Source organism: Thalassococcus arenae (genome assembly GCF_019104745.1).
GTDB classification, from domain to species: domain Bacteria; phylum Pseudomonadota; class Alphaproteobacteria; order Rhodobacterales; family Rhodobacteraceae; genus Thalassococcus_B; species Thalassococcus_B arenae.
Window position 1 is genome coordinate 16,128 of sequence record NZ_JAHRWL010000003.1, and the last position, 26,617, is coordinate 42,744.

27 protein-coding genes and 1 pseudogene are annotated in these 26,617 nt (G+C 63.7%); 7 read left to right on the plus strand and 21 right to left on the minus strand.

Translation table 11 applies throughout. From position 1 onward, the window contains the following. Positions 1 to 74 precede the first annotated feature (74 nt). The 3 genes and pseudogenes from bhcC to KUH32_RS17145 all read right to left on the minus strand — a co-directional run. Positions 75 to 1,241, minus strand: a complete 1,167-nt coding sequence (gene bhcC, locus KUH32_RS17135; RefSeq protein ID WP_217779883.1) for a 3-hydroxy-D-aspartate aldolase BhcC — start codon at positions 1,239 to 1,241, stop codon at positions 75 to 77. A gap of 14 nt (positions 1,242 to 1,255) precedes the next feature. Next, entirely contained in the window at positions 1,256 to 2,209 is a 954-nt protein-coding gene (gene bhcB / locus KUH32_RS17140; protein WP_217779884.1) for a beta-hydroxyaspartate dehydratase BhcB, read from the minus strand. Beyond that, positions 2,209 to 2,886: pseudogene (locus KUH32_RS17145) on the minus strand (FAD-dependent oxidoreductase); the annotation flags it as partial. The gene bhcB and the pseudogene KUH32_RS17145, both read right to left, overlap by 1 nt. A gap of 55 nt (positions 2,887 to 2,941) precedes the next feature. On the opposite strand from KUH32_RS17145, the gene KUH32_RS18540 reads away from it, so the two are divergent. Next, the gene (locus KUH32_RS18540) at positions 2,942 to 3,115 is read left to right on the plus strand and encodes a glycerate kinase (RefSeq protein WP_348541142.1); all 174 of its coding nucleotides are present in this window, start codon (positions 2,942 to 2,944) and stop codon (positions 3,113 to 3,115) included. A 422-nt stretch (positions 3,116 to 3,537) separates the two neighbouring features. On the opposite strand, the gene KUH32_RS17155 is transcribed toward KUH32_RS18540, so the two are convergent. Genes KUH32_RS17155 through KUH32_RS17185 form a run of 7 tightly spaced genes read right to left on the minus strand, consistent with a single transcriptional unit; the run spans position 3,538 to position 9,523 of the window. Beyond that, complete coding sequence (locus tag KUH32_RS17155) at positions 3,538 to 3,876, minus strand: RidA family protein (protein WP_217779886.1); 339 nt, start codon at positions 3,874 to 3,876, stop codon at positions 3,538 to 3,540. After that, entirely contained in the window at positions 3,873 to 5,282 is a 1,410-nt protein-coding gene (locus tag KUH32_RS17160; protein WP_217779887.1) for an FAD-dependent oxidoreductase, read from the minus strand. Before KUH32_RS17160 ends, KUH32_RS17155 begins: the two co-directional genes overlap by 4 nt. Beyond that, on the minus strand, positions 5,269 to 5,571 hold the full coding sequence (locus tag KUH32_RS17165; RefSeq protein ID WP_217779888.1) for a (2Fe-2S)-binding protein: 303 nt from the start codon (positions 5,569 to 5,571) through the stop codon (positions 5,269 to 5,271). Before KUH32_RS17165 ends, KUH32_RS17160 begins: the two co-directional genes overlap by 14 nt. Next, the gene (locus KUH32_RS17170; RefSeq protein ID WP_217779889.1) at positions 5,546 to 6,646 is read right to left on the minus strand and encodes an NAD(P)/FAD-dependent oxidoreductase; all 1,101 of its coding nucleotides are present in this window, start codon (positions 6,644 to 6,646) and stop codon (positions 5,546 to 5,548) included. Before KUH32_RS17170 ends, KUH32_RS17165 begins: the two co-directional genes overlap by 26 nt. 60 nt (positions 6,647 to 6,706) lie before the next feature. Then, positions 6,707 to 7,705 (minus strand): TRAP transporter substrate-binding protein DctP, encoded by a 999-nt coding sequence (gene dctP, locus KUH32_RS17175; protein ID WP_217779890.1) that lies wholly within the window; start codon positions 7,703 to 7,705, stop codon positions 6,707 to 6,709. A 40-nt stretch (positions 7,706 to 7,745) separates the two neighbouring features. Continuing rightward, positions 7,746 to 9,056, minus strand: coding sequence for a TRAP transporter large permease (locus tag KUH32_RS17180; protein ID WP_217779891.1), 1,311 nt, complete (start codon positions 9,054 to 9,056; stop codon positions 7,746 to 7,748). Further along, positions 9,053 to 9,523 (minus strand): TRAP transporter small permease, encoded by a 471-nt coding sequence (locus KUH32_RS17185; RefSeq protein ID WP_217779892.1) that lies wholly within the window; start codon positions 9,521 to 9,523, stop codon positions 9,053 to 9,055. The genes KUH32_RS17180 and KUH32_RS17185 overlap by 4 nt, the downstream gene beginning before the upstream one ends. A gap of 113 nt (positions 9,524 to 9,636) precedes the next feature. Here KUH32_RS17185 and KUH32_RS17190 point away from each other — a divergent pair, with 113 nt between their 5' ends. After that, the gene (locus KUH32_RS17190; protein WP_217779893.1) at positions 9,637 to 10,572 is read left to right on the plus strand and encodes a LysR family transcriptional regulator; all 936 of its coding nucleotides are present in this window, start codon (positions 9,637 to 9,639) and stop codon (positions 10,570 to 10,572) included. 37 nt (positions 10,573 to 10,609) lie between these two features. On the opposite strand, the gene KUH32_RS17195 is transcribed toward KUH32_RS17190, so the two are convergent. Genes KUH32_RS17195 through KUH32_RS17205 form a run of 3 tightly spaced genes read right to left on the minus strand, consistent with a single transcriptional unit; the run spans position 10,610 to position 12,935 of the window. Next, positions 10,610 to 10,822, minus strand: coding sequence for a hypothetical protein (locus tag KUH32_RS17195; protein ID WP_217779894.1), 213 nt, complete (start codon positions 10,820 to 10,822; stop codon positions 10,610 to 10,612). A 32-nt stretch (positions 10,823 to 10,854) separates the two neighbouring features. Next, positions 10,855 to 11,532 (minus strand): response regulator, encoded by a 678-nt coding sequence (locus tag KUH32_RS17200; protein WP_217779895.1) that lies wholly within the window; start codon positions 11,530 to 11,532, stop codon positions 10,855 to 10,857. After that, positions 11,529 to 12,935 (minus strand): ATP-binding protein, encoded by a 1,407-nt coding sequence (locus KUH32_RS17205; RefSeq protein ID WP_217779896.1) that lies wholly within the window; start codon positions 12,933 to 12,935, stop codon positions 11,529 to 11,531. Before KUH32_RS17205 ends, KUH32_RS17200 begins: the two co-directional genes overlap by 4 nt. Here KUH32_RS17205 and KUH32_RS17210 point away from each other — a divergent pair. The 3 genes from KUH32_RS17210 to KUH32_RS17220 are packed head-to-tail and all read left to right on the plus strand — an operon-like array spanning position 12,889 to position 16,476. Further along, positions 12,889 to 14,484 (plus strand): ferredoxin reductase family protein, encoded by a 1,596-nt coding sequence (locus tag KUH32_RS17210; protein WP_254899275.1) that lies wholly within the window; start codon positions 12,889 to 12,891, stop codon positions 14,482 to 14,484. The genes KUH32_RS17205 and KUH32_RS17210 overlap by 47 nt on opposite strands. 26 nt (positions 14,485 to 14,510) lie before the next feature. After that, on the plus strand, positions 14,511 to 15,752 hold the full coding sequence (locus KUH32_RS17215) for an Lcl C-terminal domain-containing protein (RefSeq protein ID WP_217779898.1): 1,242 nt from the start codon (positions 14,511 to 14,513) through the stop codon (positions 15,750 to 15,752). A gap of 16 nt (positions 15,753 to 15,768) precedes the next feature. Further along, positions 15,769 to 16,476, plus strand: coding sequence for a hypothetical protein (locus tag KUH32_RS17220; RefSeq protein WP_217779899.1), 708 nt, complete (start codon positions 15,769 to 15,771; stop codon positions 16,474 to 16,476). Between the two features lie 32 nt (positions 16,477 to 16,508). Here KUH32_RS17220 and KUH32_RS17225 read toward each other — a convergent pair whose 3' ends face one another. After that, positions 16,509 to 17,075 carry a TetR/AcrR family transcriptional regulator gene (locus KUH32_RS17225; protein ID WP_217779900.1) on the minus strand — a complete coding sequence of 189 codons (567 nt, stop codon included), beginning with the start codon at positions 17,073 to 17,075 and terminating at the stop codon, positions 16,509 to 16,511. A 327-nt stretch (positions 17,076 to 17,402) separates the two neighbouring features. Here KUH32_RS17225 and KUH32_RS17230 point away from each other — a divergent pair, with 327 nt between their 5' ends. After that, positions 17,403 to 18,350, plus strand: coding sequence for an SDR family oxidoreductase (locus KUH32_RS17230; protein ID WP_217779901.1), 948 nt, complete (start codon positions 17,403 to 17,405; stop codon positions 18,348 to 18,350). A gap of 106 nt (positions 18,351 to 18,456) precedes the next feature. On the opposite strand, the gene KUH32_RS17235 is transcribed toward KUH32_RS17230, so the two are convergent. From KUH32_RS17235 to KUH32_RS17255, 5 genes are all read right to left on the minus strand, one after another. Continuing rightward, entirely contained in the window at positions 18,457 to 18,924 is a 468-nt protein-coding gene (locus KUH32_RS17235; protein ID WP_217779902.1) for a hypothetical protein, read from the minus strand. 122 nt (positions 18,925 to 19,046) lie between these two features. Then, a complete protein-coding gene (locus KUH32_RS17240; RefSeq protein WP_217779903.1) occupies positions 19,047 to 19,397 on the minus strand; it encodes a hypothetical protein in 351 nt (116 codons plus the stop codon). Between the two features lie 904 nt (positions 19,398 to 20,301). Next, complete coding sequence (locus KUH32_RS17245; protein ID WP_217779904.1) at positions 20,302 to 21,108, minus strand: SDR family NAD(P)-dependent oxidoreductase; 807 nt, start codon at positions 21,106 to 21,108, stop codon at positions 20,302 to 20,304. Beyond that, positions 21,105 to 22,625 carry an AMP-binding protein gene (locus tag KUH32_RS17250; protein ID WP_217779905.1) on the minus strand — a complete coding sequence of 507 codons (1,521 nt, stop codon included), beginning with the start codon at positions 22,623 to 22,625 and terminating at the stop codon, positions 21,105 to 21,107. Before KUH32_RS17250 ends, KUH32_RS17245 begins: the two co-directional genes overlap by 4 nt. Continuing rightward, a complete protein-coding gene (locus KUH32_RS17255) occupies positions 22,622 to 23,782 on the minus strand; it encodes a thiolase domain-containing protein (protein WP_217779906.1) in 1,161 nt (386 codons plus the stop codon). The genes KUH32_RS17250 and KUH32_RS17255 overlap by 4 nt, the downstream gene beginning before the upstream one ends. An 80-nt stretch (positions 23,783 to 23,862) precedes the next feature. On the opposite strand from KUH32_RS17255, the gene KUH32_RS17260 reads away from it, so the two are divergent. Beyond that, the gene (locus KUH32_RS17260) at positions 23,863 to 24,408 is read left to right on the plus strand and encodes a PAS and helix-turn-helix domain-containing protein (RefSeq protein WP_217779907.1); all 546 of its coding nucleotides are present in this window, start codon (positions 23,863 to 23,865) and stop codon (positions 24,406 to 24,408) included. Positions 24,409 to 24,824: 416 nt separating this feature from the next. Here the strand turns inward: KUH32_RS17260 and KUH32_RS17265 are convergent, their stop codons facing one another. Both KUH32_RS17265 and KUH32_RS17270 read right to left on the minus strand, forming a co-directional pair. Continuing rightward, a complete protein-coding gene (locus KUH32_RS17265) occupies positions 24,825 to 25,496 on the minus strand; it encodes a DUF1045 domain-containing protein (RefSeq protein ID WP_217779908.1) in 672 nt (223 codons plus the stop codon). A 208-nt stretch (positions 25,497 to 25,704) separates the two neighbouring features. Next, positions 25,705 to 25,995 (minus strand): 2TM domain-containing protein, encoded by a 291-nt coding sequence (locus KUH32_RS17270; RefSeq protein ID WP_217779909.1) that lies wholly within the window; start codon positions 25,993 to 25,995, stop codon positions 25,705 to 25,707. Positions 25,996 to 26,617: the final 622 nt, after the last annotated feature.

Here is a 26,617-nt window from a genome sequence, read left to right on the forward strand (position 1 = left end):
TCCCCGGTTGAAATGTCATGGGAAAAGCAGGTCCGCCTCTAGTTGGCGGACCGCAACTTGCTGCAATCCGAAGGTCAGTAGGCGCGGCCGCGGGCCGAGACCGGCCAGACGCATTCGACCTTGCCGTTCCGCACGCCGACATACCAATCATGCACATTTGCCGTCGGATCGCAGTGGCCGGGCACCAACCGCAGCTTTTCGTTGACCTTCAAGACACCGTTCGGATCAGAAATGACACCATGCTCATCCGAGCACTTGATGTATTCCACGTCGTCGCGCCCGTAGATGACCGGTAGGCCACTGTCGACCGATTGCGCCTTCAGACCCGCATCGCAGATCGCCTTGTCGGCCTTGGCATGGGACATGACCGAGGTCAGGATGAAGAAGGCGTTTTCCCATTCGCCCGCGTCGATGCGCTTGCCCTCGTGATCGAGGATACGGCCATAGTCGGCATCCATGAAGGCATACGAACCGCACTGCAATTCATTGTAGAGACCGGAATTGCTCTCGAAGTAATACGAGCCCGTGCCACCGCCTGATACCAAATCGGTTTCTATCCCTTCGGCTTTCAGCGCATCGACCGCGGCCTGCACCTGGGCAATCGCTGCGTCGATCTTGGCCTTGCGGTCTTCGAAGCTGTCCATGTGCTGCATCGCGCCCTGATAGGCCTGAATGCCGCGATAGGTCAGGTGGTCCGCCGCGACGACAGCCTTGGCGATCTCAACGACCGCCGGAGTCGTTGTCACGCCGCAGCGTCCGGCACCGCAGTCGATTTCCACGAAGACACCCAGCTGGGTGCCCGCCTTAACGGCAGCCGCCGACAGGTCCGCGACGTTGGCGACATCATCGACACAGACGATCACTTCGCCACCGCTCAGCCTGGGCAGTTGCACCAGCCTCTCGATCTTGCCCGGGTTCCGGACCTGATTGGACACGAGGATCTCCTTGATGCCAGCGCGGGCAAAGACCTCGGCCTCGGACACCTTCTGGCAACAGACGCCGACGGCGCCGCCCATCTCCATTTGCAGTTTCAGCACATCGACGGATTTGTGCATCTTGCCATGGGCGCGATGCCGCATGCCTTGCGCCTTTGCATAGTCGCCCATCTTCTTGATGTTGCGTTCCAACGCATCGAGATCGAGCACAAGAGCAGGTGTCTGGATGTCCGCCGCGTCCATTCCGGGTTTGGCCGGGATGTCAAAGCCGACCTCGTAGGCGTCAAAATCAATCATGTCTTTCATCGGAATTCTCCTTCTCAGCCCAGCATCCAGGGCAGTTTGTCCAGATCGACGTTGCCGCCGGTGATGATCACGCCGACGCGCTTGCCTTTGAAGGCGTCAGGGTTCTTGAGGATGGTGGCGAGCGGCACGGCGCTCGAGGGTTCCATCACGATGCGCAGGTGCTTCCAGATCAGCTTCATCGCATCGACGATTTTCTGTTCCGAGGCGGTGTAGATCTCGGACACGTGGTTCGACACGAAATGCCAGGTCAGGTCCTTGAGCGGCACCAGCAGACCGTCAGCGATGGTCTTGGGCGCATCGTCGGCAATGATGTGACCCGCCTTGAAGCTGCGATAGGCATCGTCCGCCTGTTCGGGCTCGGCGGCAATCACCTTGGTCTCCGGGGCCAGCGTCGACAGCGTCAGACAGGTGCCCGAGATCATCCCACCGCCCCCGATTGGAGCCACCACCATATCCAGCCCGTCGGTCTGCTCCATGAATTCCTTGGAACAGGTGCCCTGCCCCGCGATCACGCGCGGATCGTTGTAGGGGTGGACGAAATCGCCTCCCGTCGCGGCCTGCACTTGCGCGAATGTTGCCTCACGGCTCGTCGTGGACGGCTCGCATTCGGTGATCACGCCGCCATAGCGGCGCACCGTGTCCTTCTTGGCCTGCGGCGCGGTGCGTGGCATCACCACGTTGCAGGGGATGCCGCGCAGCATGGCGGCGTAACTCAGGCACGAGGCGTGGTTGCCCGATGAATGCGTGGCGACACCTTTCGTGGCCTGGACCTCGTCCAGGCCAAAAACCGCATTCGTGGCCCCCCGCACCTTGAACGCGCCGGGTTCCTGGAAATTCTCGCATTTGAAGAACAGTCGGCACCCGGCCAGTTCGTTCAGGTAATCCGAAGTCCGCACCGGCGTACGGCGGATATGCGGGGCGATCCGGACATGCGCGGCGAGCATGTCGTCGTAGGAAGGAATTTCCATCACACGGCCCCCTGCGTTCTCAGCGAAGCGGGAGCGCCGATGGATGCGCCGTTGGACCGATTCACCGTGCGGGATTCCGCGACGGCCTCCGCCACCATCTCCGCAGTCACGGCTGACAAGGTCCATCCAAGGTGGCCATGCCCGGTATTGTAGAACACCCGGTCGCGAACACCCTGCCCGACCTTCGGCATCATGTTCGGCATCATCGGACGAAGGCCCGCCCAGGGAATCGCGTGCTCGGTGCTGACGCCCGGGAAGAAGCGTTCGCACCACTTGACCAGCGGGCGGACACGGTCATCCCGGATATCGAGGTTGTAACCGTTGAACTCCGCCGTTCCGGCGATGCGGAACCGGTCCTTGCCAAGGCGGCTGGTCACGACCTTGGCCTCGTCGTCGAGCAGGCTGATCCAGGGTGCAGAATGCTGGCTTTCCTCGTCATCGAGCCGAACGGTGATGGAATAGCCCTTGACCGGGTAAACGTTCACCCGGTCGCCTAGCTGCGCCGCGATGGCCCGGCTTTCGACACCGGCACAGACAACGATGCCATCAAACGTCTCGGTCTGGCTTTCGTTGTTCCGGCTCCAGGTCAGGCGCACCTCGTTCTTGTCCACAGTCAGGGCGTCAACGTCCGTTCCGAACCGCAGTACCGCCCCACCCCGCTCAACGGATTTGGCCAGAGCCGCGCGAATTGGCATCCCGACGATCGCGCTCGCCGGGACCATTGGCAAGGGCGTGGATCAAACCTTCGCCCACGGGATCTCGGCCTTCGCGTCGATCCTCAAGCGTCCCTGCACGCTGGAAGAGGCCATCCGCGACGGAGAGCGCCTGCTGCGCCGCGCGGCGGAAGACGCCATGCGCATGATGAGCGTTGGCATACGCATGTCACGAAGACACAAGGCGGCGTGACGTTAAAATCGGTGCCGGTCTGCAATTCTTGACCGGCACCAAAACCCACGGGCGATACGGAATATCACGAAATCACACGATCGAAACTTGAACCTTGGACCTGCACAAAGCCCGTCGACCTGTTGAAATCGTGTTTCTTTCGCCGCCACCAATGACCGAGACCGGGAACAACCAGCGCGGCCGCGATGGTTGCGCTGAATGGCATTTGGTGATCTCCTCGGATCGACTTGCGTTCGGAGTTGGCCCGCGATGCGCCGCTTGCGCACAGGACAGGTACTCCGCCGCCCTGCCCCGTGCGTTGACAGGCCGCCGTCGGGGATTGGGTGTGGCGCTCGGATGATCGAAGGAGCGAACGCCAAACCGCATTCCATGAACGGACACGGGTTGCGCCGTCTCTTGGTTCATGCCGGATCCGTGCGATCTCAACAGGCCGCAGTCACGATGATTTCGACCTTCAGTTCGGGGCGGGCCAGTCTTGCCTCTCCGCAGGCTCGGGCCGGGGCATGCCCTTGGGGTACCCACGCGTCCCAGACGGCGTTCATCTCGGCGAAATCGGCCATGTCGGCCAACCAGATCACCACCTGGAGCATCTGCCTGCGCGAAGACCCGGCCTTGTCCAGCAGGGTGTCGACGCGCGACAGGCAATCGCGGGTCTGTTCGGTCACTGTCGCGCCGTCGCCCACCTGGCCGCAAAGATAGGCAACGCCGTTGTGCTTGACGATCTTGCTCATGCGCTGCCCGGTGTCGATCCGTTCGATCATGTCGCTGTCTCCTTTTCGGCGGTTTCTGTCGCGGACCCCTCCATCGCGGCCAGTTCACCGAGGGTCACGGGCTTCAGGGGCGGACGGATGCGATAGTATCCCGTGTCGTCCGGGCTGCGCCCGCTGGCCTCGGCAAGAAGTGCCGTGACCGTGAGGCCGCAATACCGCCCCTGGCAGGGCCCCATGCCTGCGCGACCGAATGCCTTGGCCTGGTTCGGACCCAGGCAACCCAGCCGGGCATGTCCGCGGATACTGCCGGCGGTTACTTCCTCGCAGCGGCAGATCACGGTGTCGTCCGCCGGCGACAACGCCTCGGCAAAGGGCGGAAAGGCCGCATCCAGAAAAGGGCGCGCGGCCAGATCACGGGCCAGCGCGACGCGCAGGGGCGCGGCGTGACGGTCGCGTTCGGCTTCGGTCAGGCGTCCTGCCTGCGCGGCCAACCCGAGCACGGCCAGACGCCCGGCGATCTCGGCCGCCTTTGCGCCGCCGATGCCGGCGCCGTCGCCCGCGATGAAGAGCCCCGGCACATCGGTGCTGCCCCAGTCGTCCAGCACCGGCGCGAAACAGCTCTGCCCGGCGCGCCAGCGATGGGTCACTCCGAGCGACCGCGCGGCCTGGGTGTTGGGCACCACGCCGTGGTGCAGGAAGACCGTGTCGCAGGCGATGCGATGCGCCCTGCCCCGGCGGGTAAAACGCAGGGCTTCTGCCCGGCCCTCGCCCTCGATGGCGATACCGGTCGCGCCGATGTGGCGCGGCACCCGCGCGCGGGCGATCTCGGCCAGCATCTTCACGCCCTTGAGCATGTACCGCCAGCCGCGCAGCGCGCCACCGAGATGCCGCATGGCGCGCACCCGGTCGGCAAGCGTCTGGGTTTCCACCATGGCCAGGGGCGGCGTGCCCGCCCGCACCATCTGCGCAGCGATCAGGTACAGCAGCGGGCCCGATCCGACCAGGACCGCGCGGCGCGCCAGCACACCCGATTGCTTGAGCATGATCTGCCCGGCGCCCGCCGTCATCACGCCCGGCAGGGTCCAGCCCGGCAGTGGCATGGGCCGCTCCAGCGCCCCGGTCGCCAGAAGCACCCGGTCGGCCGCGACCTGAGCGCCGCGCCCATCCTTCGTGTAGCACAGACGGAACCCCTCCTCGATCGCCCAGACCACCGCGGCTGTGACATGGTGGATGGCGTCGTGCCGCAGGCCCGCCGTCAGGCGCGCGCCGTTTGTGTAGTCGGCGCCGAGGATGTCGCCGCGCAGCCGCGCCACCCGGTCGACGTCGCGGTATATCTGACCGCCCGCCCGCGCCTGTTCGTCGAGAAGCACAACCCGCAACCCATGCCCGGCCGCCTCCTGCGCCGCACTCATCCCCGCCGGGCCGGCCCCGACGATGGCGAGATCAAACCGGTCCATCATCGCCCCCGTGCGGTTTGCGAATATCCATGCCGCCCTTTACCGCCACCATGCAGGCCTGCCGCACGACGCCCTCGATCTCGACCAGGCAGTCGAAACAGGCGCCCATCATGCAATAGGGCGCCCGGGGCGCACCCGAGACGGGCGTATGGCGGAAGACATCGACACCGGCGGCCAGCATCGCGGCGGCCAGGTTCGCGCCCTCGGGAAGGTCCAGCGTCGCCCCGTCGAAGGTAACCGACACGCGCGGGCCTTCTTCAAGCTCAAGAAACGGCGAAACGGGCTTCACTGAAGACCTCCAGATCAGGGGCCGCGTCGGTGCCTTCCAGCCAGTCGGGCAAAAGGCGCGCATGGGCGGCAGCCAGCGTGATGCCACTGTGGCACGTGACAAGAAAGGCGCCCGGCATCTCGGCGCTTTCCTGATAGATCGGCAGCCCATCGGGCGACAAGACACGCAATGCGCCCCACGACCGGACAAGCTGCGCCTTGGCCAGCGCCGGGTAGGCCGCGATGGCCTTGGCAGCCAGTCCGGACAAGCCCGGCTGCGTCACCCGGTCGTCCAGCCCGACCTCCTCGTTGGTTGCACCGATCTGGATGCCGCCCTCGTCGACCTGGCGCGCGATCAGCGACGGGCGGTTGATCAGCTTCGGCATTTTCTCGGTGATCAGGACCTGTCCGCGCTGCGGACGGATCGGCGCCTTGAACCCCATCTTCGGGCCAAGCTGGGCGGCGCCGAGGCCGGCGGACAGGATCACGCGACCTGCGCCGGTGATGGTTCCGTCGCTGCAGAGGATGCGGAACCCGTCAGGCCTGGTCACGTCCGTCACGGTCTTTCCGGTCAACACATGGCCGCCCATCCGCCGCACATCCGCGGCCAGCGCCTGCAACAGCTTCAGCGGGTTCGCATGCCCGTCCTGGTGGTGCAGGATCGCTCCGACGACCTTCGGCCCGATATTCGGCTCTTCCCTGCGCAGCGCGTTGTGGCCAAGAACCTCGAACGGGTAGTCGCCGCCCAGGTCAGCCTTGAGTTTTCGATATTTCGAGACGGTGTCTTCAAGCGTCTGCTCGGAGAAATGCAGATCATACCCGCCGTTCTGTTGCAGCGGCACCGCTTGTCCGGTGGCCGCGCCCAGTTCGCTGGCGAAATCCGCCCAGATCGCCGCGGATTGCTGCGACCATCGGGCATAGCGCGGCTGGTTCATGCCCTTCGACTGGACCCAGACCAGGCCGAAATTGCCGCGGCTTGCCCGGAATGCCCCGTCATCGCCGTCTAGAACCGTGACCGTCAACCCACGCCTGAGCAGCCCCCAAGCGACCGAAAGGCCGACGACCCCGCCTCCGATGATGGCATAATCGGTATCCATTGATCCGCCCGTGAAGGTAAACGCGTCGGGGCGGCGATCCCCGCCCCGACGCTTTTTCGATCAGTTGGTCGCGGCCGCGACCTGGTCAAGGATGGACTGGCCCCATTCAGCGCCCACATCCTCGAGAACCGCCGGCCAGACATCAGCACGAACCTTGGCCGCCATGGCGGCGAGCTCCTCGTCGGTCAGTGCGATGACCGTCGCGCCAAGCTCGTCGACAAGGCGCTGCTCGTTGCGGCCCTGGTCGGCTTCAGCCACCTCCCAGCGGGTCGCCTCGAAGGTCGCGGCCTGTTCCCTCAGCGCCGCCTGGTTTTCCTCCGAAAGCCCGGCAAGGCTCTCGTTCGAGATGATCATGTACCACACCTCGAAATGGGTGTTGGCGGGGATATAGGTCTTGGTCACGTCGCGGAACGACGCGTAGTAACCTTCGGCACCAGAGCCGATCACCCCATCCACAACGCCGGTCTGAACAGCCGTGAAGGCTTCGGAGAAGGGGATCGGCGACGGGATGTAGCCAAGCGCTTCGCCGGTCAACTGAAAGCTCTTGATACCCGGGACGCGCACCTTGATCCCGTTGGGCTCGATCGAGCCGGCATTCGGGTTCTCGACGTTCAGCGCGATGCCCCCGAAATAGACCGGATAGGCCGCCAGCATGGTGATGTCCTGCGCGGCATAGAGCTCGGCGATCACCTCGCGGACCACACCGCCCGGGCCATAGACGGCGCGCGCCTGGTCCCAGTTTCCGGCGAGATAGGGGAACGAGCTGATCTGCATCCGCCGGTCGGCAGCGGTCGCGGCGGGTTGGGTCGCCATGTCGATGGCACCGACGCTGATCCGTTCCTGCACGGTGGTATAGTCGCCAAGCGCCGAGGCGGGAAATATGTCGACGGTGACGTCGCCGCCGGTCGCCTCGCTCACGGCCGCCGCGAAGGCGCGCAGCTCGACGTCGATGGTGGCGTCCTGCGGGCGCACGTGGCTCATCTTGAGCTGCTGTGCTTCGGCATAGCTGCCGATCGCCATCAAGGCCGCCACGGCGGTGGTCAGGAATGCATGTTTCATTTCAGGTTCCTCCAGGGTTTCTATTGCGAGGTCAGGACGATCAGGGCGCCACGTCATATCCGAAGAAGCGCGGCAGAAAGAGCGACAGGTCGGGCCAGAGCGAGGTCAGGAACACCACCGGCACATAGCCGAACAGGATCAGTTTCATCGCCGGCGGAATGACCTTGGTGACCTTCACCTTGCCGATGCGTGCGCCGAGATAGAGGATCGAGGCATAGGGCGGGGTGACGCCGCCCATCGCGGTGTTCACGCCCATGATCGCGGCGAACTGGACCGGGCTGACCCCGATCGCCTGCATCAACGGCAGAAGCAGCGGCGCGATCAGGATGATCGCGGTCACGTCGTTCACGACCATGCCGACAAGAAACAGCAGGATGTTGATCATGATCAGCAGCAGCACCTTGTTCTCGGTGATCGAGAAGATGCCCTGGACCAGTTGCTGCGGAATGCTCTCGTAGACGAACATCTGGCTCAGGATCATCGAGAACAGGATCATCATCATGATCGCCCCGACTGCTGTCGCCGCTTCCTTTCCGGCCGACAGGAAGTTCTCCCAGCGAAGCCCCTTGTAGATCAGGAACCCCACCGGCACGGCGTAGATCACGGCAACAGCGGCGGCTTCGGTCGGGGTCATCACGCCGCCATAGATGCCGCCGAGAATGATCACCGGCATCAGCAGGGCGGGAAAGGCGTGAAAGCCGCGGCGGGCGACTTCGCCTGACAGTTCTGAGAATGACGGCTTGTCGTCCAGCACCAACGGGAACTTGCGCGCCATGAACAGGTTGATGACCGAGAACGCCACCATGATGAGAAGACCCGGCCCCAGCGTCGCCAGAAAGCAGGCCAGGATCGAGGTGTCGGTAACCCAGCCGTAGACGATCATCGTCACCGAAGGCGGGATCAGAAGCCCGAGGATCGACGAATTGGCGATCAGCGCGGTCGCGTATTCACGCGGATAGCCGCGCTTTTCCATCTCGGGGATCAACAGCGGGCCGATTGCCGCGATACCCGTCAGCCCCGAGCCAGAGATGGCCCCGATCACCGCGCAGGACACCGCGGCCACGACGCCAAGACCGCCGCGCACATGCCCGATGAATGCGTTGACAAAACGCAACAGCGAGGCGGCAATGCCGCTTTCGGACATGATCGTGCCGGCCAGAACGAATAGCGGGATGGCCAGAAGCACAGGGTTGCCAAGCTGCTGGAACCCCCACAGCATCATGCCCTTCATCGTCACGTCGCCGATGAAATACATCACCATCAACGCCGCGCCGAAACAGTAGGGCAAGGGCACGCCCAGCGTCAGCGTGATCACCAGCACGGCGATGGCGAGAAGCGCGATCTCGATCATGCTTCTGTTCCCCCGTGCAGGCTGCGGACGTGGCGGGCAAGGTGCCAGGCCGTGTAGACCATCATCAGCGCCAGACCCGTGAGAAGCGCGATGTCCGAATAGAAGGTCGGGATGTACAGCGTCGGGCTTTCGCGCCAGACCCGCCAGGCATAGCGGGTGTAGTCCCAGGCCCAGGAAAGCAACCAGAGGCCGACGACAAGGCTGATGATCTCGCCGACGATGGCGAGGACGGTATGCCCGCGTTCCGTCTTGATGAAGATCTCGAGCACGTTCGCCCGGATATGCGTGTTCTCGCGCGAGGCGTTCACCGATCCCAGGATGTACAACCAGAGGGTTGGATACAGCATCGTTTCCTCAAGCCCCATGACCGGGACCTGAAGCACATATCGCGTAACGACCTGAACGAACTGGCCAAGCGCCACGACGCAGATCAACGCCGTCAGCAGATATCTTGCAAACTTGTCCATGCACTCCCCCCGCCCCGACTCCCTCCGGGGCTGGTGCAAGTGTCGATGGAACGGGCGCATAAACTCAATTTGATTATTTCTCTGAATTAATAAATCTGCTTTATGCTTGGTCCATGAACCTGTCGTTCCGCCAAATGATGACCTTCCGCGAAGTCATGCGATCGGGCTCGATCACCGAGGCGGCCCGCGCCCTTGGTCGGACGCAACCCGCGGTCTCGACCATGATCCGGACGCTGGAGGATCAACTGGGCCTGCGGCTGTTCCTGCGGTCGCACGGAAAACTGGCGCCCACGCCCGAGGCGCGCTTCTTTCTCGAGGAGTGCGAAGAGATCCTCGCTCGGGTGGAACGCACCGAACGCACGATGGATCGCGTCAGTGCGCTGCAATCGGGCAAGCTCAAGCTCGCCAGCCATCCCGCGGCCTCGAGCGTGTTCCTGCCCCGGCTGCTGACCCGGTTCCTCGAAGGCAAGGACGATCTTGAGGTATCTTTCATCATGCGCTCCTCGGACGTCATCGAGGACCTGATCGCGTCGCAGCAGTTCGATGTCGGGTTTTCCGAAACCCCCGCGCCCCGCGCCTCGATCCGTCAGGTGGATTACGACCTCGAATGCGTCTGCGTGCTGCCGCCTGACGACCCGCTTGCCAGCCGCCACGCGATCACCCCGACCGATCTCGATGGGCGCTCCATGGCGGTGCTCTTCGACCAACACCCCACCGCGATCCAGACAGAGGCCGCGTTTCGCGCCGCCGGCGCACGGTTCAACAAGCGGCTGGAATTGCGCACCTTTCTGCCCGGCCTGCAATTCGTCGCTGCGGGGGTCTGCGTGATTGTGAGCGACATGATCACCGCGTACAGTCACCTGATGCAGGCGCCCCAGGACGCGCGGCTTGTGATCCGGCGGTTCCGGCCGCGGATCTCGAACAGCGTGTCGATCCTGACACCGGGCTATGCCACGCAATCGCTTGCCGCGCGCGCCTTCATCTCCGACCTCGAAGCCGCGGTGGAGCGGATGCGGGCCGAGATCGAACGGGAACTGACGGCGCATTGACGGCCAGCCCAACCGCGCCGGACACGCCTTGCCGGGATCAGCATCCGTGGACCTGATCGACGGGTTTTGATGCCAGAAAGTGCGGCCGGTTCGGACGCGCGGTCGGTAGGGAAAGCCCGGAAATGTCCCAGTCGTCGACCATGGCGCGGACAAAGGCGTCTTCTTCGGCGCCGGTGATCGATGCAAGATCGCCGTCGACCATGTCGGTCGGGATGGCAGCGTGCACCCAGCCGACGGTTTCGATCGGCACCTTGCCCGCGTGACCGATCCGGGGACCGCGCCTCAGCCCTCGTAGGCGTAGCCGACACCATAGACGGACCGGATCGGGTCCCAGTCGGTCTTTGAATGGATCTTTCGGCGGATGTTCCGGATGTGGCTGTCGATCGTCCGGTCGAACACCTCGGTGTCATCGGGAAACGCCAACGAGAGCAGTTGATCGCGCGAAAACACCCGACCCGGGCGCGCAGCCAGCGCCGCCAGAAGCGAAAATTCGCGACGCGTCAGATCGAGATCGGCACCGTCCAGCGTTGCACGCCACTTCTCCGGGTCGATGTGCAACCGCACCGCTTCCGTCTCGGTCGCCTGCCCACCCGAGGGACGCCGCCGCAGCACGGCCCGCACCCGAGCCACCAGCTCTCGCGGGGAATAGGGTTTGCAGACATAGTCGTCCGCGCCAAGCTCGAGCCCGAGAAGGCGGTCGATCTCCTCGACGCGGGCTGTCGTCATGATGATGGGCACGTCCGACCTCTGCCGCAGTTCGCGGCAGATGGTCAGACCGTCCACGCCCGGCAGCATCAGGTCGAGGATGATGAGGTCATGGCGCTTGGCAAGGACCGTCTCGACCGCGTGGGTGCCTGTCGACAACAACTCCACCTCCATACCATCGGAGCGCAGGTAGTCGCGCACCACCTCGGCAAGCGCGATCTCGTCCTCGACGATGAGGATGCGGACATTGGTCATGTCCGCTCCTCCGGCAAGGTGAAGGTGACGTTCAGGCCGCCCAAGTCCGATGGCGCGGCGACGATCCGCCCCCCATGTGCCTCCACGATGGCCTTGCAGACCGACAGGCCCAACCCCGATCCGCCGAGCGCACGCGAGCGCGACCCTTCAGCTCTGTAGAACCGGTCGAACAGACTGGGCAGCACATCATCCGGCGCCCCCGGCGGCGTGTCGTCAATCGAGACATGCGCCAGGCCGTCGGCGCGCCAGATCCGCAACCGGACCTTGCCGGGCGCATCGGTATACCGCGCGGCGTTCTGCAGAAGGTTGTCGATGACTTGCGCGATCCGGGTCCGGTCACAGTTCAGCGGAAGCGTTTCGGGACACGCGCAATCGATCTCGAGCCCGGCTGCCTCGAGCGTCGGGCGCGCGGTTTCGGCGGCCTCCAGAGCGATGTCCGCCAGATCCTCGCGGCCGATATCGGCCACCAGTTCCGGTTCGCGGGAATAGGTCAGAACCTTGAGATCCTGCACCAGGCGCGACAGCCGCATCTGCGCCGCGTGCATCTCGGCCAGCGTTTCTTGGTTGGGCTGGCGCACGCCGTCCTGCAACGCCTCGATCTGTGCGCGCAGCACCGCAAGCGGTGTCTGCAGTTCGTGCGAAGTGTTGGAAATCCACTCTCGTTCGGCTTGCGAGGTCCGTGCCAAGGTCTCGGCCAGTACGTTGTAATGCACGATCAGATCGCCCAGTTCGTCGGTCCGGTCCTTGTCGATCCGCTTGCTGTAATCACCCGATGCAAGTGTCTTTGCCCCGGCTTCCAGCCGCTTGATCGGTACGAGGATTTGACGGGCGATCAGAAAGGCCGCCGCGGCGGACACCAGCAGCGCGATCAGCGCCGAGAACGCAAGCGACGCGTATTGGCCGCGAATGAAGAAGGCATCACTGGTGCTGTCGGAAAACACCGGCGCGTTCAGGCGGATGTAGCCGAGCGGGTCGCCCTCCTCGCATCTGCGATCGATGCAGACGGGACGCTGCTCGTGAACCGGGGTGCGCACGATCGCACCAGCGATGCGTGTGCCGGAGGCGTCAAGCAGCGCCAGCCGGTCGCCGATCATCAGGGGGTCAGCGTTGATTTCTTCCTGGTCCGGGTTGCCCGGCGGCGTGAAATGCGTGCGCACGAAATCGTTCCATGCTCGCGGATCGTCCGCCAGCTCCGGCCAGCCCGGCGCATCGGGATCATGCGCCAGCGCCAGTTCGCGCACCAGCGTGTTGAAGCGGATCATTTCCCCTCTCAGCAGGTATTGCGAGAACCCGTCGCGCATCGACAGCGCCACCAGCAGCGCCATGGTACCGATAACCAGCACCGCGGTGGCCGCGATGGCGAGAAAGATCTTGGTGGTCAGTGACAGGCGCAAGCGGTCCATTCCCCATCCTGGCCCGGGATTGTGCAGAGAGTATGCAGGCCACCGCCGGGAGCCGAGTTCAAATTCGCAGTTTAAGCGTTTGAACGTATTTGTGAAATCCCGCCTGACCTGCCGGCTCCGGAATGACCGGCATCTCGGTATTGGCTGCACATTCCAGCGCCAGAATCCGGGGCAGATCGATTCTGCAAGGACTGCAACCATGTTGAGAAACATCAGGATTTCCCTTTGGGGGCTCATCGCGGGGCTGACTGTGCTTTGGCTGCTTGCCAATCTGCCGTTTCCCGATGATCTGACCGTCATCACGCTCCGCAACCTGCTTGTGCAGTATTCCGGTGTGATCGGCATCAGCGTGATGAGCGTTGCGCTGATCCTTGCCGTGCGGCCCGTCTGGCTGGAGCCCTGGCTCGGCGGTCTGGACAAGTCTTACCGGCTGCACAAATGGCTGGGCATCGCGGGTCTCGTGGCCGCGATCTTTCATTGGGTCGCTTCGAACGTGCCGGAATGGGCCGTGAGCCTTGGTGTGTTGGCAGCACCCGAACGGCGTGCACCGCCCGCAGGTGGCGCAACCGTGGATATCGTGACCATCGAGTCGGTCTTGAACGGGTTGCGGGGCACCGCCGAGGGGCTGGGTGAAAAGGCGTTCTATGTCGCGGTGCTTCTGATCGCGCTGGCCCTGATCAGGCGCTTTCCCTACCGGCTTTTCGCGAAGACGCATCTGTTCATCGCCGTTGCCTACCTGGTTCTCGTCTTCCATTCCGTGGTGCTTCTGGATTTCTCCGCGTGGATGCTGCCGCTGGGCATCGCCACGGGGCTTCTGATGCTGGCGGGCACCGTTTCGGCCGTGCTTGTCCTGACGCGGCAAGTCGGCAAACGGCGCAAGGTCGCCGGGACGGTCGAAGAGCAGCACCTTTTCAAGGATATGAATGTGCTCGAGACCACCATCCGGCTTGATGACGGATGGACGGGCCACAAGAGCGGCCAGTTCGCCTTCGTGACTTTCGACCAATCAGAGGGCGCGCATCCGTTCACCATCGCCTCTGCCTGGGATGCGAGCGATCCGCGCATCATGTTCATCACCAAGGGATTGGGCGACTACACCGACGACATGCCCGAGCGGGTACGGGTCGGCAGCCAGGCGATCGTCGAAGGGCCCTATGGCGGGTTCACCTTCGAGGACACCGCGGCGCGCCAGATCTGGATCGGAGGCGGCATCGGGATCACACCCTTCATCGCGCGCATGAAGCACCTCGCGAAGAATGCGGGCAGTCAAACGGTGGATCTTTTCCACACCACTCCGCGTCTGGCGCCCGAGGCGCGCGAGAAGCTGACCGCAGACGCCAAGGCGGCCGGGATCAGGCTTCACGTCATGGTCGACGATGAGGACGGGTTGCTGACCGGCGAAAGACTGCGCGCCGCCGTGCCGGACTGGCAATCCGCAAGCGTCTGGTTCTGCGGACCCGCGGCCTTTGCCAAGACGTTGCGCCGCGACCTTGCCGCGCACGGAATGGCCTGCGCTGCCTTCCACCAGGAATTGTTCAACATGCGCTGAAGACGCAAACGCCAAGGAGAATACTCATGCCGACAAGATCCATCTTCAGAACCGTTTCGCTGGCTTTGCCGACCTATGCCGTGGCAGCAAGCGTGTCATTCGCCGAAGCCCCGTTTCCGATCCCCGATACGATGCAGAGCGCTTGCTATGACGCGACGCGGGAAATCGGCTGCCCTGCTCCCGGCGAACCGTTCTACGGGCAGGATGCGCAGCATCTGGGTCCGCAGCAAAGCTATACGGACAATGGCGACGGTACGGTCACCGATGAAGTCACCGGCCTGATATGGGTGCAGTCGCCCGACCTGAACGGTGACGGCGTTATCGACATCGATGACAAGTTGACCTACGAGGAGGCGCTGGCAGGCGCAGAGACCTTCGAGCTCGGCGGCTATGACGACTGGCGGCTGCCGACCATCACCGAGATGTATTCGCTGATGAATTTCAACGGCATCGACCCGAGCGGCCTTGAAGGTGACGATAGCTCGGCCATCCGGCCCTTCATCGACACCACTGTTTTCGATTTCGGCTATGGCGACACCGAGGCGGGCGAACGCCTGATCGACGGGCAACTGGCGTCGAGCACACGCTACGTTTGGAACACCATGCACGGGCAGGACGAGACTCTTTTCGGCGTGAACTTCGCCGACGGTCGGATCAAGGGCTACGGCCTGACCCTGCGGGGACAGCCCAAGGAATTCTACGTTATGTATGTGCGCGGACCTGTAGGCTACGGAGTGCCGGACCTTGCCGACAACGGCGACGGCACCGTGACCAATGCCGCCACCGGGTTGATGTGGGCGCAGGCCGATAACGGCGAGGCGATCAGCTGGGAAGACGCGCTGGCCTGGGCGGAGGCGATGAACGCGGCGGACTATCTCGGATACGACGACTGGCGCGTGCCGAACGTCAAGGAACTGCAGGGTCTCGTCGAATACACCCGCTCGCCCGATACCACCGGCTCGGCGGCGCTGGACCCGGTGTTCCGGATCAGCGAGATCATCAACGAAGCGGGCGAGCCCGACTATCCGTTCCACTGGAGTTCCACCACCCACGCCAATTTCACCGACCATCCCGGCACCTTCGCCGCCTATGTCAGCTTTGGCCGGGCGATGGGCTACATGAACGGCTGGACGGATGTGCACGGAGCGGGGGCCCAACGTTCCGATCCCAAGGTCGGCGACGCCGCGAATTACCCGAAAGGCAACGGCCCGCAGGGCGATGCGATCCGGGTATTGAACCACGTTCGGCTCGTGCGCGACGCCGACTGAGCGGCGAGGGCATGAATTGGCCTATGTGACCAGCTACTCGGTGGGGAATCCACCGATCAGGCGCGCGATCCTGGATATCGCAGTGATCGCCGCGCTTTGGTCGCTGTCTTCGGTCGGCTACTACGCGATCAGGGATCAACTGGGCCTGGCGAACGGCTATCGCGATGCGCCGTTCGTCTACGCGGTCTATTATCTCGGCTTCACGATGGTGGCGGTGCCGCTTTTCCGGCACCGCCTGCGCACATGGCACCCCCCTGCCCACGGTGTTCTGCCGATCATCGCGGTTGTGGGCATGATCGTCGCGTTCACGGTCGGAATCCTGCCCGTGCTGCCCGAAATCGACCTGTCGCTTGCACCCCGCAATCCTCCGGAGTTCATGTTCGCCGACGCGATGTATTACGTCGCGAAATCCTTCGAGATCCTGTTCCAGCAGTTGTTGATCCTGACGCTGGTCCTGGTGTTCCATTCCTTCGGCTGGAGGATGCTGCGTATCGGCATCGTGACCGCCGCGCTGTTCGGTCTGTTTCACCTGTCCCTGGTCTTCAACGGGGCAACGTCCTTTTACGTCGCCCGCTTCACGATAGCCGCGACCTGTTTCGGCGCTGTGGTGCCGAGCCTGATCTTGGCAACGCGCAATGGAGCGACGCTGTCCTTCGGGTTGCATTGGGGGTTTTACGTGGCAGACAACATCTTCACCCACTTTATGTTGTCGTCACCATCCTGAGGACCGGCTGGATGCGCAGGGCACATTCGCGGTCACCGCGATTGGCCGGTTGCCGCCAAACAAAGATTCCTGAGGGTTTGCAGCAACCGGACGAGATGATCCCGGTCACGCGCCACGCTGCCGGCCGACTTGGCGGAGCGCTGAACGAAATCCGACAAATCCGAAAGGTCGAGACCCGCGTTTGCCAGCGCTTTCCGATGGGGTGACAAGAGGCGTTGGATCACGAGGCGGAATTCTTCTGCCGAAGCCGTCATCTCTTCCTGGCCGGCGGCATTGAAACCATCGATCAGGTCCTGGGCGTTGGGCATCTCCCGGACAAGATCGAAGCCACCAAGAACCATTCGGTCAAAAACAATGTCGAGCTGCCCGCCAAGGTGGTCGATGCCGCCAAGTTCAGCCTCGATTTCCGATAGTGCGTTCCGGGTATGGAACCGGATCAGCGCCCTCAGCACGTCGTCCTTGTTCTTGTAGGTATTGTAGAGCGTCTGGCGGCTGACCCCGGCTTCCTGGGCCAGATCCCCCATGCTCGTTCGCTTGACCCCATAGCGGGTGAACATCCGCACAGCGGCGCCGAGAATGGTTTTTTCGGTTTCGGTCATGGTTGACATATTGACATTCAGAAAAAGATTGTCAAATAGACAAACGAACGATCGATGTCAATTTGACATGCCTTCAGGCCCTGAACGGACAGCGACCACGGCGCCCTGACAGCGAACGGGCCATCTCACACCGATGGTGTCGTTTTCGGGCCGGGCGGCTGGCGGTATCGGGCGAATTCGACAGCGGAACCGCCACCACGCTGACCGGATCGACAATTCGCCTGGCCCATCCCGCGGCGCGGGAAACAACCACGGGGTGCGGCCCCAACAGATTGGCGGCGCCCCCCTTTTCCAAGCGTCCGACCCCGAACAAACAGGAGACCAAGCATGGCAGACACGACATTCGGACCGAGGGGCTGGACGCCCGAACGCCTCGGATCGCTGAACGGCAGGACCTACCTAATCACCGGCGCGAATGCCGGTGCAGGCTTCCAGGCCGCACGTATTCTTTTGTCGAAGGGTGCAAGGGTGGTGATGCTGAACCGAAGCGTCGACAAATCCACCGCAGCGATTTCGGATCTGAAACAGGAGTTCGGCGCGGACGCTGACGTGAGCTTTGTCCGCATCGACCTTTCCGAACTTGCGAGCGTGCACGCCGCAGCGGCAGAAGTGCTCGAGACCATTCCACGGATCGACGCGCTGATCTGCAACGCAGCCATAGCGCAGGTGCCGACAAGACAGCGCACCTTGGACGGTTTCGAGAGCCAGCTTGGCACAAACCACTACGGCCACTTCGTGCTTTGCGGCAGGCTGTTCGACCGCATCGAGGCCGCGAATGGCCGGATCGTCGTCGTCGCCAGTCTGGGCTACAGGATGGGCCTGCGGACGATCCAGTTCGACGATCTGAACTGGGACAAGAACTATGGCGCCAATCGGGCCTACAGCCAAAGCAAGCTGGCTCAGATGATGTTCGCCTACGAACTGCAGGACAGGATCAAGGCCGCAAACAAGAACGTGGGTGTGTATGTCTGCCATCCCGGGTCGTCGGCGACGTCGCTCATCAGCACCAGCGGCGGTCTTTTGACCCGGATCACCTGGTGGCTCGTGACCAAGTCGCCACTGGTTCAAACTGCGGAAAAGGGTGCCTATCCGGAGATCATGTGCGCGACGGAAGAAGGCCTGGAACAACGCGCCCTGTACGGCCCCACGGGACGGATGGAATTCGTCGGCCCGGTCGGCAAGGGTACGCTGGAACCCCACGCACACGACAAGGCGGTGATGGAAAAACTGTGGGAACGCTCGGAACAGGAAACGGGTCTGAGCTGGTCGCCATAGCCACTCTCGACCGCACCCTTGGTCGGCAGGCCCGTTCGGGTGGGGGAACGCTTAGATGATCGTCATTGCCTTTCGGCATGTCGACGGCCAGTGCCGCATTCCGACGTCAGAACCAGCCGATGATCACGTCGTAGGCATAGAGGCCGAGATAGGCCAGCGCGATGTTGTACAGGACATTGCCGATGGTCAGCGGCACGACCGTGCGCCAGTACCCGTAGCCTCCGATGCTGAGGGAGGCGACGACGAAATCGTTGGAAAACGGCGAAACTGTTCCATAGGCGATCAAGGCCGGCGTCACGAGGCGCGGATGGCTGAGGAGATAGCCGGACAGCCGGTCGATCGTCGCCCGGACACGCGGTGGCAGGCTGCCTTTGACCTGCTTGCCGATCACGAACATCGTGCTGTCGCCCATCATCACACCGATGGCGGTGCAGAGCCCCAGCCAGATCGGGTTCAGCCCACCGGCGGCAAGGCTCATCAACACGAAATGGTAGGGAATCCCGGTGAAGGTCGTGAAGCCCCCGATCATGCCCAGCACGAACATCAGGATATAGGCATTGTCGCTTCCGACCATGTCGATCAGGTCTTCGGCAGGGAAGCTGGCCAAGAAAACGGAAAGCGCGAGGTAAACGGCGACAACCGCGGCCGCCCTGAGGATCGCCCTCCGACGGCCCGACCGAAGGGGTTGGGCGACCGTCATGGACGATCCGGGCCCCGAATGACCCTGAGCCGGTCGACGACGAATGTACCATCGTCCGCAAAGCTGCCTCGTGTCATGACGTGCTGGCCGATTTCCAGCAGGGCGATATCGGCGACACCCCGCAACTCGGTTTGCGGCTGAACGGTCAGCACCGTGATCGCCCCTCGGGCGTTCCGGATATCGAGGCTGTCGCCGGCCACGGCGACAACCTCGCCCGCAAGCCTGTGATAGGCGTTCTGGGCCTGCATATAGAGAAAGAACAGAGACAACAGCGCAAAGGCCGCCGCAATGCCCAGTCCCACGGCGATGGTGCGTCCCAATGAATAGGGTTTGGCGTCCTCGCTCATGTCACCACACCTAAGAAACGGTTTCGAACATTTGCATTCCACCAGGGTGGATCGAATCCATTGTCGCACAGCACGAAGCCGCGGGATCACACCGTGCACAAGGACAACGAAGATCACCTCGCAAACAACTGAAAAACAGCGGAAAACGCCCAGGGGCTGTCAAGGGCGCAAGAGACGGCTGCGCGACCTCGATGACTGCGTTCGGCGGCATTCAGCGATCTCCTGCGCGCGGCCGGCATTCGGAACGGGCCCGCAACGCACAGCATATGCACGCTGCATCGGACTTGCCACCCTTCCCGGTTCGACGTCATCCGTCCGGACAACCCCGGAACGCCGCGCCGACAGGTCGTTGTCAACAAGCAGGCCCGTTATTGCGGAAACGGCGGGACGGCTTCCGGTCGGCCTGTCCTGTCCGCCGACCACATGACCATCCCGGCGTCGTCGGTGCGCGTTTCCATCGCCCGTGGTTTTCGAACATCCGGCGGCTTTGGGAACCGCGGGCCTGCCTTCGCGGGAATGCCAACTCAGGCGGCGGACACAGGGAATTGCGGATGGCGGTTTCGGATCATCGGCTTCTGGACGCGGTGTTGCGTCCGCGGGTTTCAGCATCCTCCGCTCCACGACCCGGCCCAGCCGCGCGATGCCGGCTGACTGCGCGGCACTGCATTCCGAGACGTCGAGGCGTTTTTGTCCGCATTCAGTGCGCGCCGGATGGTCCCCAACGATGCCGGTGCCGTTCGCGGCATCGGCATCGGTCTGTAGTCTTCCGGCGCGGAGTGTTGCACCAGAAGGGCGTCACCGGCGTGATCCATTGCGCATGTCGAATCGATCGCTTGACCGACCATATCGGCGCGACCGAAGTCGATTTGCCAGCGGGGTATCGTGCTGCCGTTGCGGCGATACGCTATTGGGCGGTCCAGCCACCATCGACGGGAATGGTGGTTCCGGTGACATTGTGCGCCATCGGGTGACAAAGCCAGAGCGTCAGCGCGCCGATCTCGGCAGGGTCCGACGTCCGGCGCGAGGGTTGCTTTTCCGCCAGCAGGTCCGCGATGCCCTTGTCGCGATCGCCTCCGAACTTTTCGGCCCGGGCCGCGACCTGTGGCTCGATGATGGCGGTTTCCGTCCAGCCCGGCGCGATGCAATTGACCGTGACCCCGCCCGAGGCCTTGTCGCCCGCCGCGGCGTATTCCAGTGCCGCGACCTTGCTGAGACCGACCAGCCCGAATTTCGACGCGACATAGGGCGCCTTGTTGACCGACGCGACCAGCCCATGCACCGAAGCGATGTTGATAACGCGCCCGTAGCCCCGGTCGGCCATCGCCGGCATCGCCAACCGCATGGTATGGAACGCGGCAGACAGGTTCACGGCCATGATCGCATCCCAGGTCGCGGCATCGGCCTGGGCGAGGCTGACGGTCTTCTGGATGCCGGCGTTGTTCACCAGGATATCCGCACCGCCCCAATCCGCCACCTCGGCCATCATTCGTTCGATGGCCGGGACATCGCGCATGTCTGCATCGAAGAATCGCGCATCAGCTGCGCCGGCGTCGCGCAACCGCGACACGGCGGCGGCTGCGGCTGCGGGGCTGGCGAGCCCGTGCACCCCGATCCGCGCCCCTGCCCCGGCCAGCGCCTGCGCGATGGCCAGGCCGATCCCCTGGACCGATCCGGTGACCAGCGCGGTCCGCGCCTTCAGATCCCCCGTCATGTCGCATCTCCTTTCAGTATCTCGCGCAGGTCGGTCTTCACCACCTTGCCATAGTTGTTCTTGGGCAGCGCATCGACAAAGCGGTAGGTCTTCGGCCGTTTGAACCGTGCGATCCGGTCAAGACACAACGCATCCAGCACCGCGGCATCGGCCGTCTGACCGGGCACGCAGGCCACGAAGGCGACGACCACTTCGCCCCATTCCGGGTCCGGTTTGCCCACCACGGCGACCTCGTGCACCGCGGGATGGGTCAGCAGCACCTCTTCGACTTCGCGCGGATAGATGTTGCTGCCACCCGAAATGATGACGTCCTTCGAGCGGTCCTGCAGCGTCACATAGCCGTCTTCGTCCATCCATCCGATGTCACCGGTCCAGAGCCAGCCGCCCTTCAGGGTCTCCGCCGTCGCCGTCGGGTTTCTCCAATATCCCGGCATCACCGTCGCGCCGCGAACGGCGATCTCGCCGACATCGCCGCGGGGCAGTTCCCGACCGTCCGCATCGAGGATCGCGACCTCGACCGTGCATTGCGCGCGACCCACGGAATTGAGCCGCGCGCGCCAGCGCGGGCTTTTGCGATCGGCGACATCCAAGCGGGACAGGGCGGTTATTCCCATCGGGCATTCGCCCTGCCCATAGATCTGCACGAAACGCGGCCCCATGACCTCGACCGCTTCGAGGATGTCGGCCTCGTACATCGGCCCGCCGGCATAGACGATGGTGCGCAAGCCTTCGCCGTCGTGTCCCGTCGCCTTGGCTGCATCAACCAGGCGGCGAACCATCGTCGGCGCCGCGAACATCGAGACAGGCCCGACCTGCGTCGCCAGCGAAAGGATCTCGCGCGCGTCGAAGCCTCCGCTTTCCGGCACCACGTGGCGCGCCGCGCGCAGGACATGCATGAAGTTGTAGAGCCCCGCACCGTGACTCATGGGGGCGGCGTAGAGTATCGCGTCCTCCATTCTCACGTCGTCCACATCGACGAAGTAGCTCAACGTCATCGATGCGATGTTGGCGCAACTCATCATCACGCCCTTGGGTCGGCCCGTGGTACCCGAGGTGAAGAAAAGCCAGGCGATGTCTTTGTCGGCAAGTGGCACCGGCTGCGGGTTCCCGGTCTGCTCCCGCATCCGGTCGAAGCCCGCACCCTGGGTCGAGATGATGTCGACAGAGACACGGTCGGCCAGCGCCGCCGCGCTTTTGTCGTCGGCAAAAACCAGCGACACATCGGACTCGCCGATGATCCAGGCTGCCTCGTCCTCGTGCAACTTGCCATTGATCGGAACCGCCGCGGCGCCGGTCCACCAGATGCCGTAAAGCGCCTCGAGGTACTCGGTGCTGTTCTGCATGAACAACGCCACCCGGTCGCCCTTGCCGATACCCCGCTGCGCAAGCGCGGCACCGACGCCAGCGGCGCGGGCGGCAAACGCCGCGTAATCGGCCTCTTGCGTTGTTCCCTTGAACAGCGCCGGTGCAGTGCCGTGACGGGCCGCTGCGCGGGCAAGCCAGGTCGCGGGGTTCATGCCATCCGCTCCAGGATCGAACAGTAGTTGGCGACACCAGAACCACCCATGTTGAATACCGCCGCCAATTCTGCACCGGGCACTTGCATGGCATCGGCCGTTCCGGTCACCTGACGTGCGGCCAGAACATGCATGGACACCCCCGTCGCGCCCACCGGATGGCCCTTGGCCTTGAGCCCGCCGGACAGGTTCACTGGCAACCGCCCGTTGCGCGCGGTTTCGCCATGGGCGACCAGCGCCGCCCCTTGACCCTTGTCAGCCAGACCCATCGCCTCGTAGATCAACAGCTCGGCTATCGTGAAACAGTCGTGCACTTCGGCCAGGTCCAGGTCGTTCACCGTTATCTTCGCCTGTTCGAAAGCAGCGGCAAAGCAGCGCCGCGCCGCTGTCAGTTCGGTCGGATCACGCCGCGACATCGGCAGGACGTCGTTCATCTGAACCGCGCCGCGGAAACGCACTGCGCGCGGGAAGTTGCGCGCCATATCATCCGCAACCATGATCAACGCCGCCGCGCCGTCGCTGACCGGGGAACAATCGGTCAGGCGCAAGGGCGGCGCGATCATGGGGTTCTTGTCCGAAACCGTGTTGCAGGCTTCAAGGCTCAGGGCCTTGTGCAGATGTGCCAGCGGGTTGTCGAGCGCCGCCGCGTGGTTCTTGGCGGCGATCCCCGCCAGGGCGGCCGACTGGTCGCCATAAGCCTGGAAATAGGCCTGGGCGAAGCGGGCGAAAATCTGCGGAAACGACATCCCCGCCTCTTCCGCCTGATAGGACGCGCCGGCCAGGGCTTCGGTCACTCGCCCGGTATCCTGTTCGGTCATCTTTTCCGCCCCGATGACCAGGGCCGTGCGCACCCGGCCCGCGGCAATGGCGTCGCGCGCGGCATAGATGGCCGCCGAGCCCGAGGCACAGGCGTTTTCGACCCGCGTCGCTGGCGTGAACCGCATCGCCGGATCGAGCGCAAGCGCCATCGACGCGGCGAAGGCGTCCGGGACCAGTCCGTTGTTGAAGTGGCCCAGCCAGATCGCGTCCACGTCGCCGGGCGTCAACCCGGCGTGGTCCAAAGCCGCGCCCGCAGCTTCCAGCACGAGCGCCTCGAATGGTTTTTCCTTCTGCGGACCGAACGGGGTATGCCCCCAACCCACGATCATCGCTTCCATGCTTGCCTCCGTGTTCGGACCACGGATACTACGGCCGCAGCCATCCGGCCAATTCCGGAAGACTACGTAACGGGACGGACATGCAGGACCTTGCGACCCTGGCATTCGATCACGCGCCGGTCGGGCTGATCTATTCCGAGGATCGGGTGATCCGGCGCTGCAACCCGGCATTCGCACGGATGTTCGAGTATCCGCATGACGCGTTCGAGGGCCGATCGCTGTCGTTCCTCTACCCGTCGGATGCGGAATTCGAGCGTATCGGGCGGCTCGGCGCAGAAAAGATGTCGGGCAGCGGGCGTTATCGGGATGAACGCATCATGCGACGCGCCTCGGGCGAACTGTTCTGGTGCCGTGTCAGGGGGCAGTCGCTCGAAGCCGCGACACCGTTCGCGCGCGCGGTGTGGAGCTTTGCCGACATATCCGAATCCCGTCCCGCAACCGGCCTGACGACGCGGGAAAGGCAGGTGGCCAAGATGCTGGCCGAGGGGTTGACCTCGAAAGAGATCGCCCGCGGTCTCGGCATATCGCCGCGCACGGTCGAGGTGCATCGCAGCCGGCTGATGGCCAAGTTCAATGCTCGAAACAGTCTCGAACTGGTGGCCCAGCTTGCCGGAATACCGCTCTAGCTCGGTGGCGCAGACGGTTGCTCGATCCCGGCGCGGTCGATCGATGGTGTGTACCAAGCCCAAGGCGGCAGCGATCTGCCTTGCGCCTTTTCTTTGGCCGAAATCTCGGCCCTGCAGCGGTTTCGCCTTGGCGTGACAGACCATCACCCACGCACCGTGCATGTGCGGCCATGACTGCAACGTGATCCCGGCAAAGGATCCAGAGGCCGCAGGCGCTGGCGCAAGCGGTACCTCCCGCGTCGATCAAACGATTGTCGCAGCGTCCCGAGGATGCCGGCCCACTGCCTTGTCGGACCGGGCCGGGACACCGTGACGGATATCTCTGCACACCTGACGCTGGCCGACGAACCTCGGCCTGACGGGATCAGAAAACGATGGTGCTTTCGTCGCCCTTTGATCGAAACGCTTGGGGTGTTTCATCCACCAAGGGCATAGCGCCGGATCAATTCGAACCTGCCATCCTGCCGTTCACCGACCAACGCCACGGCGTCCAGGACGAAGGGCGCCGGCAGCTCTGGCATGACGGACAAAGCGCGTTCGGTCCACAACGCGATCTGCGCGACCGGCAATCGATCCGTCAGCGTCAGATGAAACCGGAACTCCTCCATGACATAGGGGTACCCCCAACGCCGCAGCAAAGCGTCTTGCCTGTCCGACAATCCGAACTTGCGTCGGCGCGCAAGTTCCACCGCGTCCATGGGTGCGCGGAACCCGTCCAGCGCCTCGACGCAGGTGGCCGCGACCCGCGCGATTTCCACAGCTTTTCCCAATGGCACCAGAGCAAGAAAGCGACCCAGGCGCGAAAGGGTCAGGCCCTGGGCCTGGCCGGGTGGACACGTCGTCGCCATTCGCGCCACGGCCCGCTGCAACCCCGACAGGTCCGTGCCATCGGCCAGTCGGAAAGGTGGTTTGAGCGTGCCGTGAAAGCCGTATCTGCGCGGTGACCCGGTCACGTCATCCAGCCCCGGCATGTCCGGATGGCGGACCGGTTGACCGGCGGCGACATCCCACCCCAACCACGTCGCTCCGAAATCGGCCAACGCACCGGCAGGCGGCAGATAGAAGATCGCGTATCGGCTGAACGACATGGGCACTCGCTTCGTTTCGGCCTCTTGGACCAAGGCGCGTATCGGTTCCATGTCAGATGTGCCGGCTTTCGCCAATGGCCGTCTTGCGCTGTCCGAACCTGTCGAGACCGGCCGGACCGCGGCGACCGGCGAAAGCGGCACGGGGCCCGCCGGGGTCATCGACCGCGCCGCCCGCCCCGCGGGGGTGCAGCCGGGGGTGACGGGCCGTTCACCTGCGTTCGTCGTATCCGTCGTGGCGGGAATCGCGCAGTTCACGCCGGGTCAGAGCATCGACGATGCTTTCCCGGTCAGCCAAAAGGTAAACCCGGGCTGCGTGCAGGGCAACGGCAAGGCCCCAACCCATCAAGGGCCAGACGAACCACATCGTTCCGGGCGACGTGAGCAGATTGACAATCACCAGCAGGACCATGACCGCCGCATAGACCCCGACATGAGCAAAGAAAGCGTATTTGACCTCGGCGCGCCCTCTCGCCTTCTCATAGTTTTCCGTCGATGACATCGTCGCGCCCTCCAAGCCATGTATCCAGTGCGGGACAACCCTAAAACGAACGAGACGCGTCGGTTGTGACCAAGATCAATCCCGCAATCGGATTGGCTTGCCTTTGCCGGGGCGCCGCACGCGACGCCGCACGCTTCGCCCCGCAAATCGACTTCGTGTTCCGTCAGATCGCGCGAAACCTCGACCTCGGGGTTCTGCTCAATGAGTTTCGGCAAGGCGGGGATCACCCAAGTTTTCCAAAGGCACTCATGGAGACGATCCTGAGCTTGCCGTGCGGAGTGCGGTCGACATTTAGGAAGAAACCTGTACCCTTTTCTGAACCGTTCGGTCATCGCACTGTACTTTTCGTGAAGGTCCAGCCCTTCCTGCGTCGGCGATACACCCGTCCGCGCGCGGTCGAGCAGACGACGGCAAACATAGTTGTCCAGCAATCCGATCGGCCCACCGACCGCCGAAGGCGTATGCCTGCTAGAACTTGCCCAAACCGAGTTGCTTTTCTGCTCGACCACCGTCGGAACGATCAGCATTGCTGCATAGATGTCCGTTTCTGCGGCCCTCCTTTTCGTGTGGCCACGGACGCCGTGCCGGATTGCGAACGCGCATGAGCCACCAGGAAAACCTG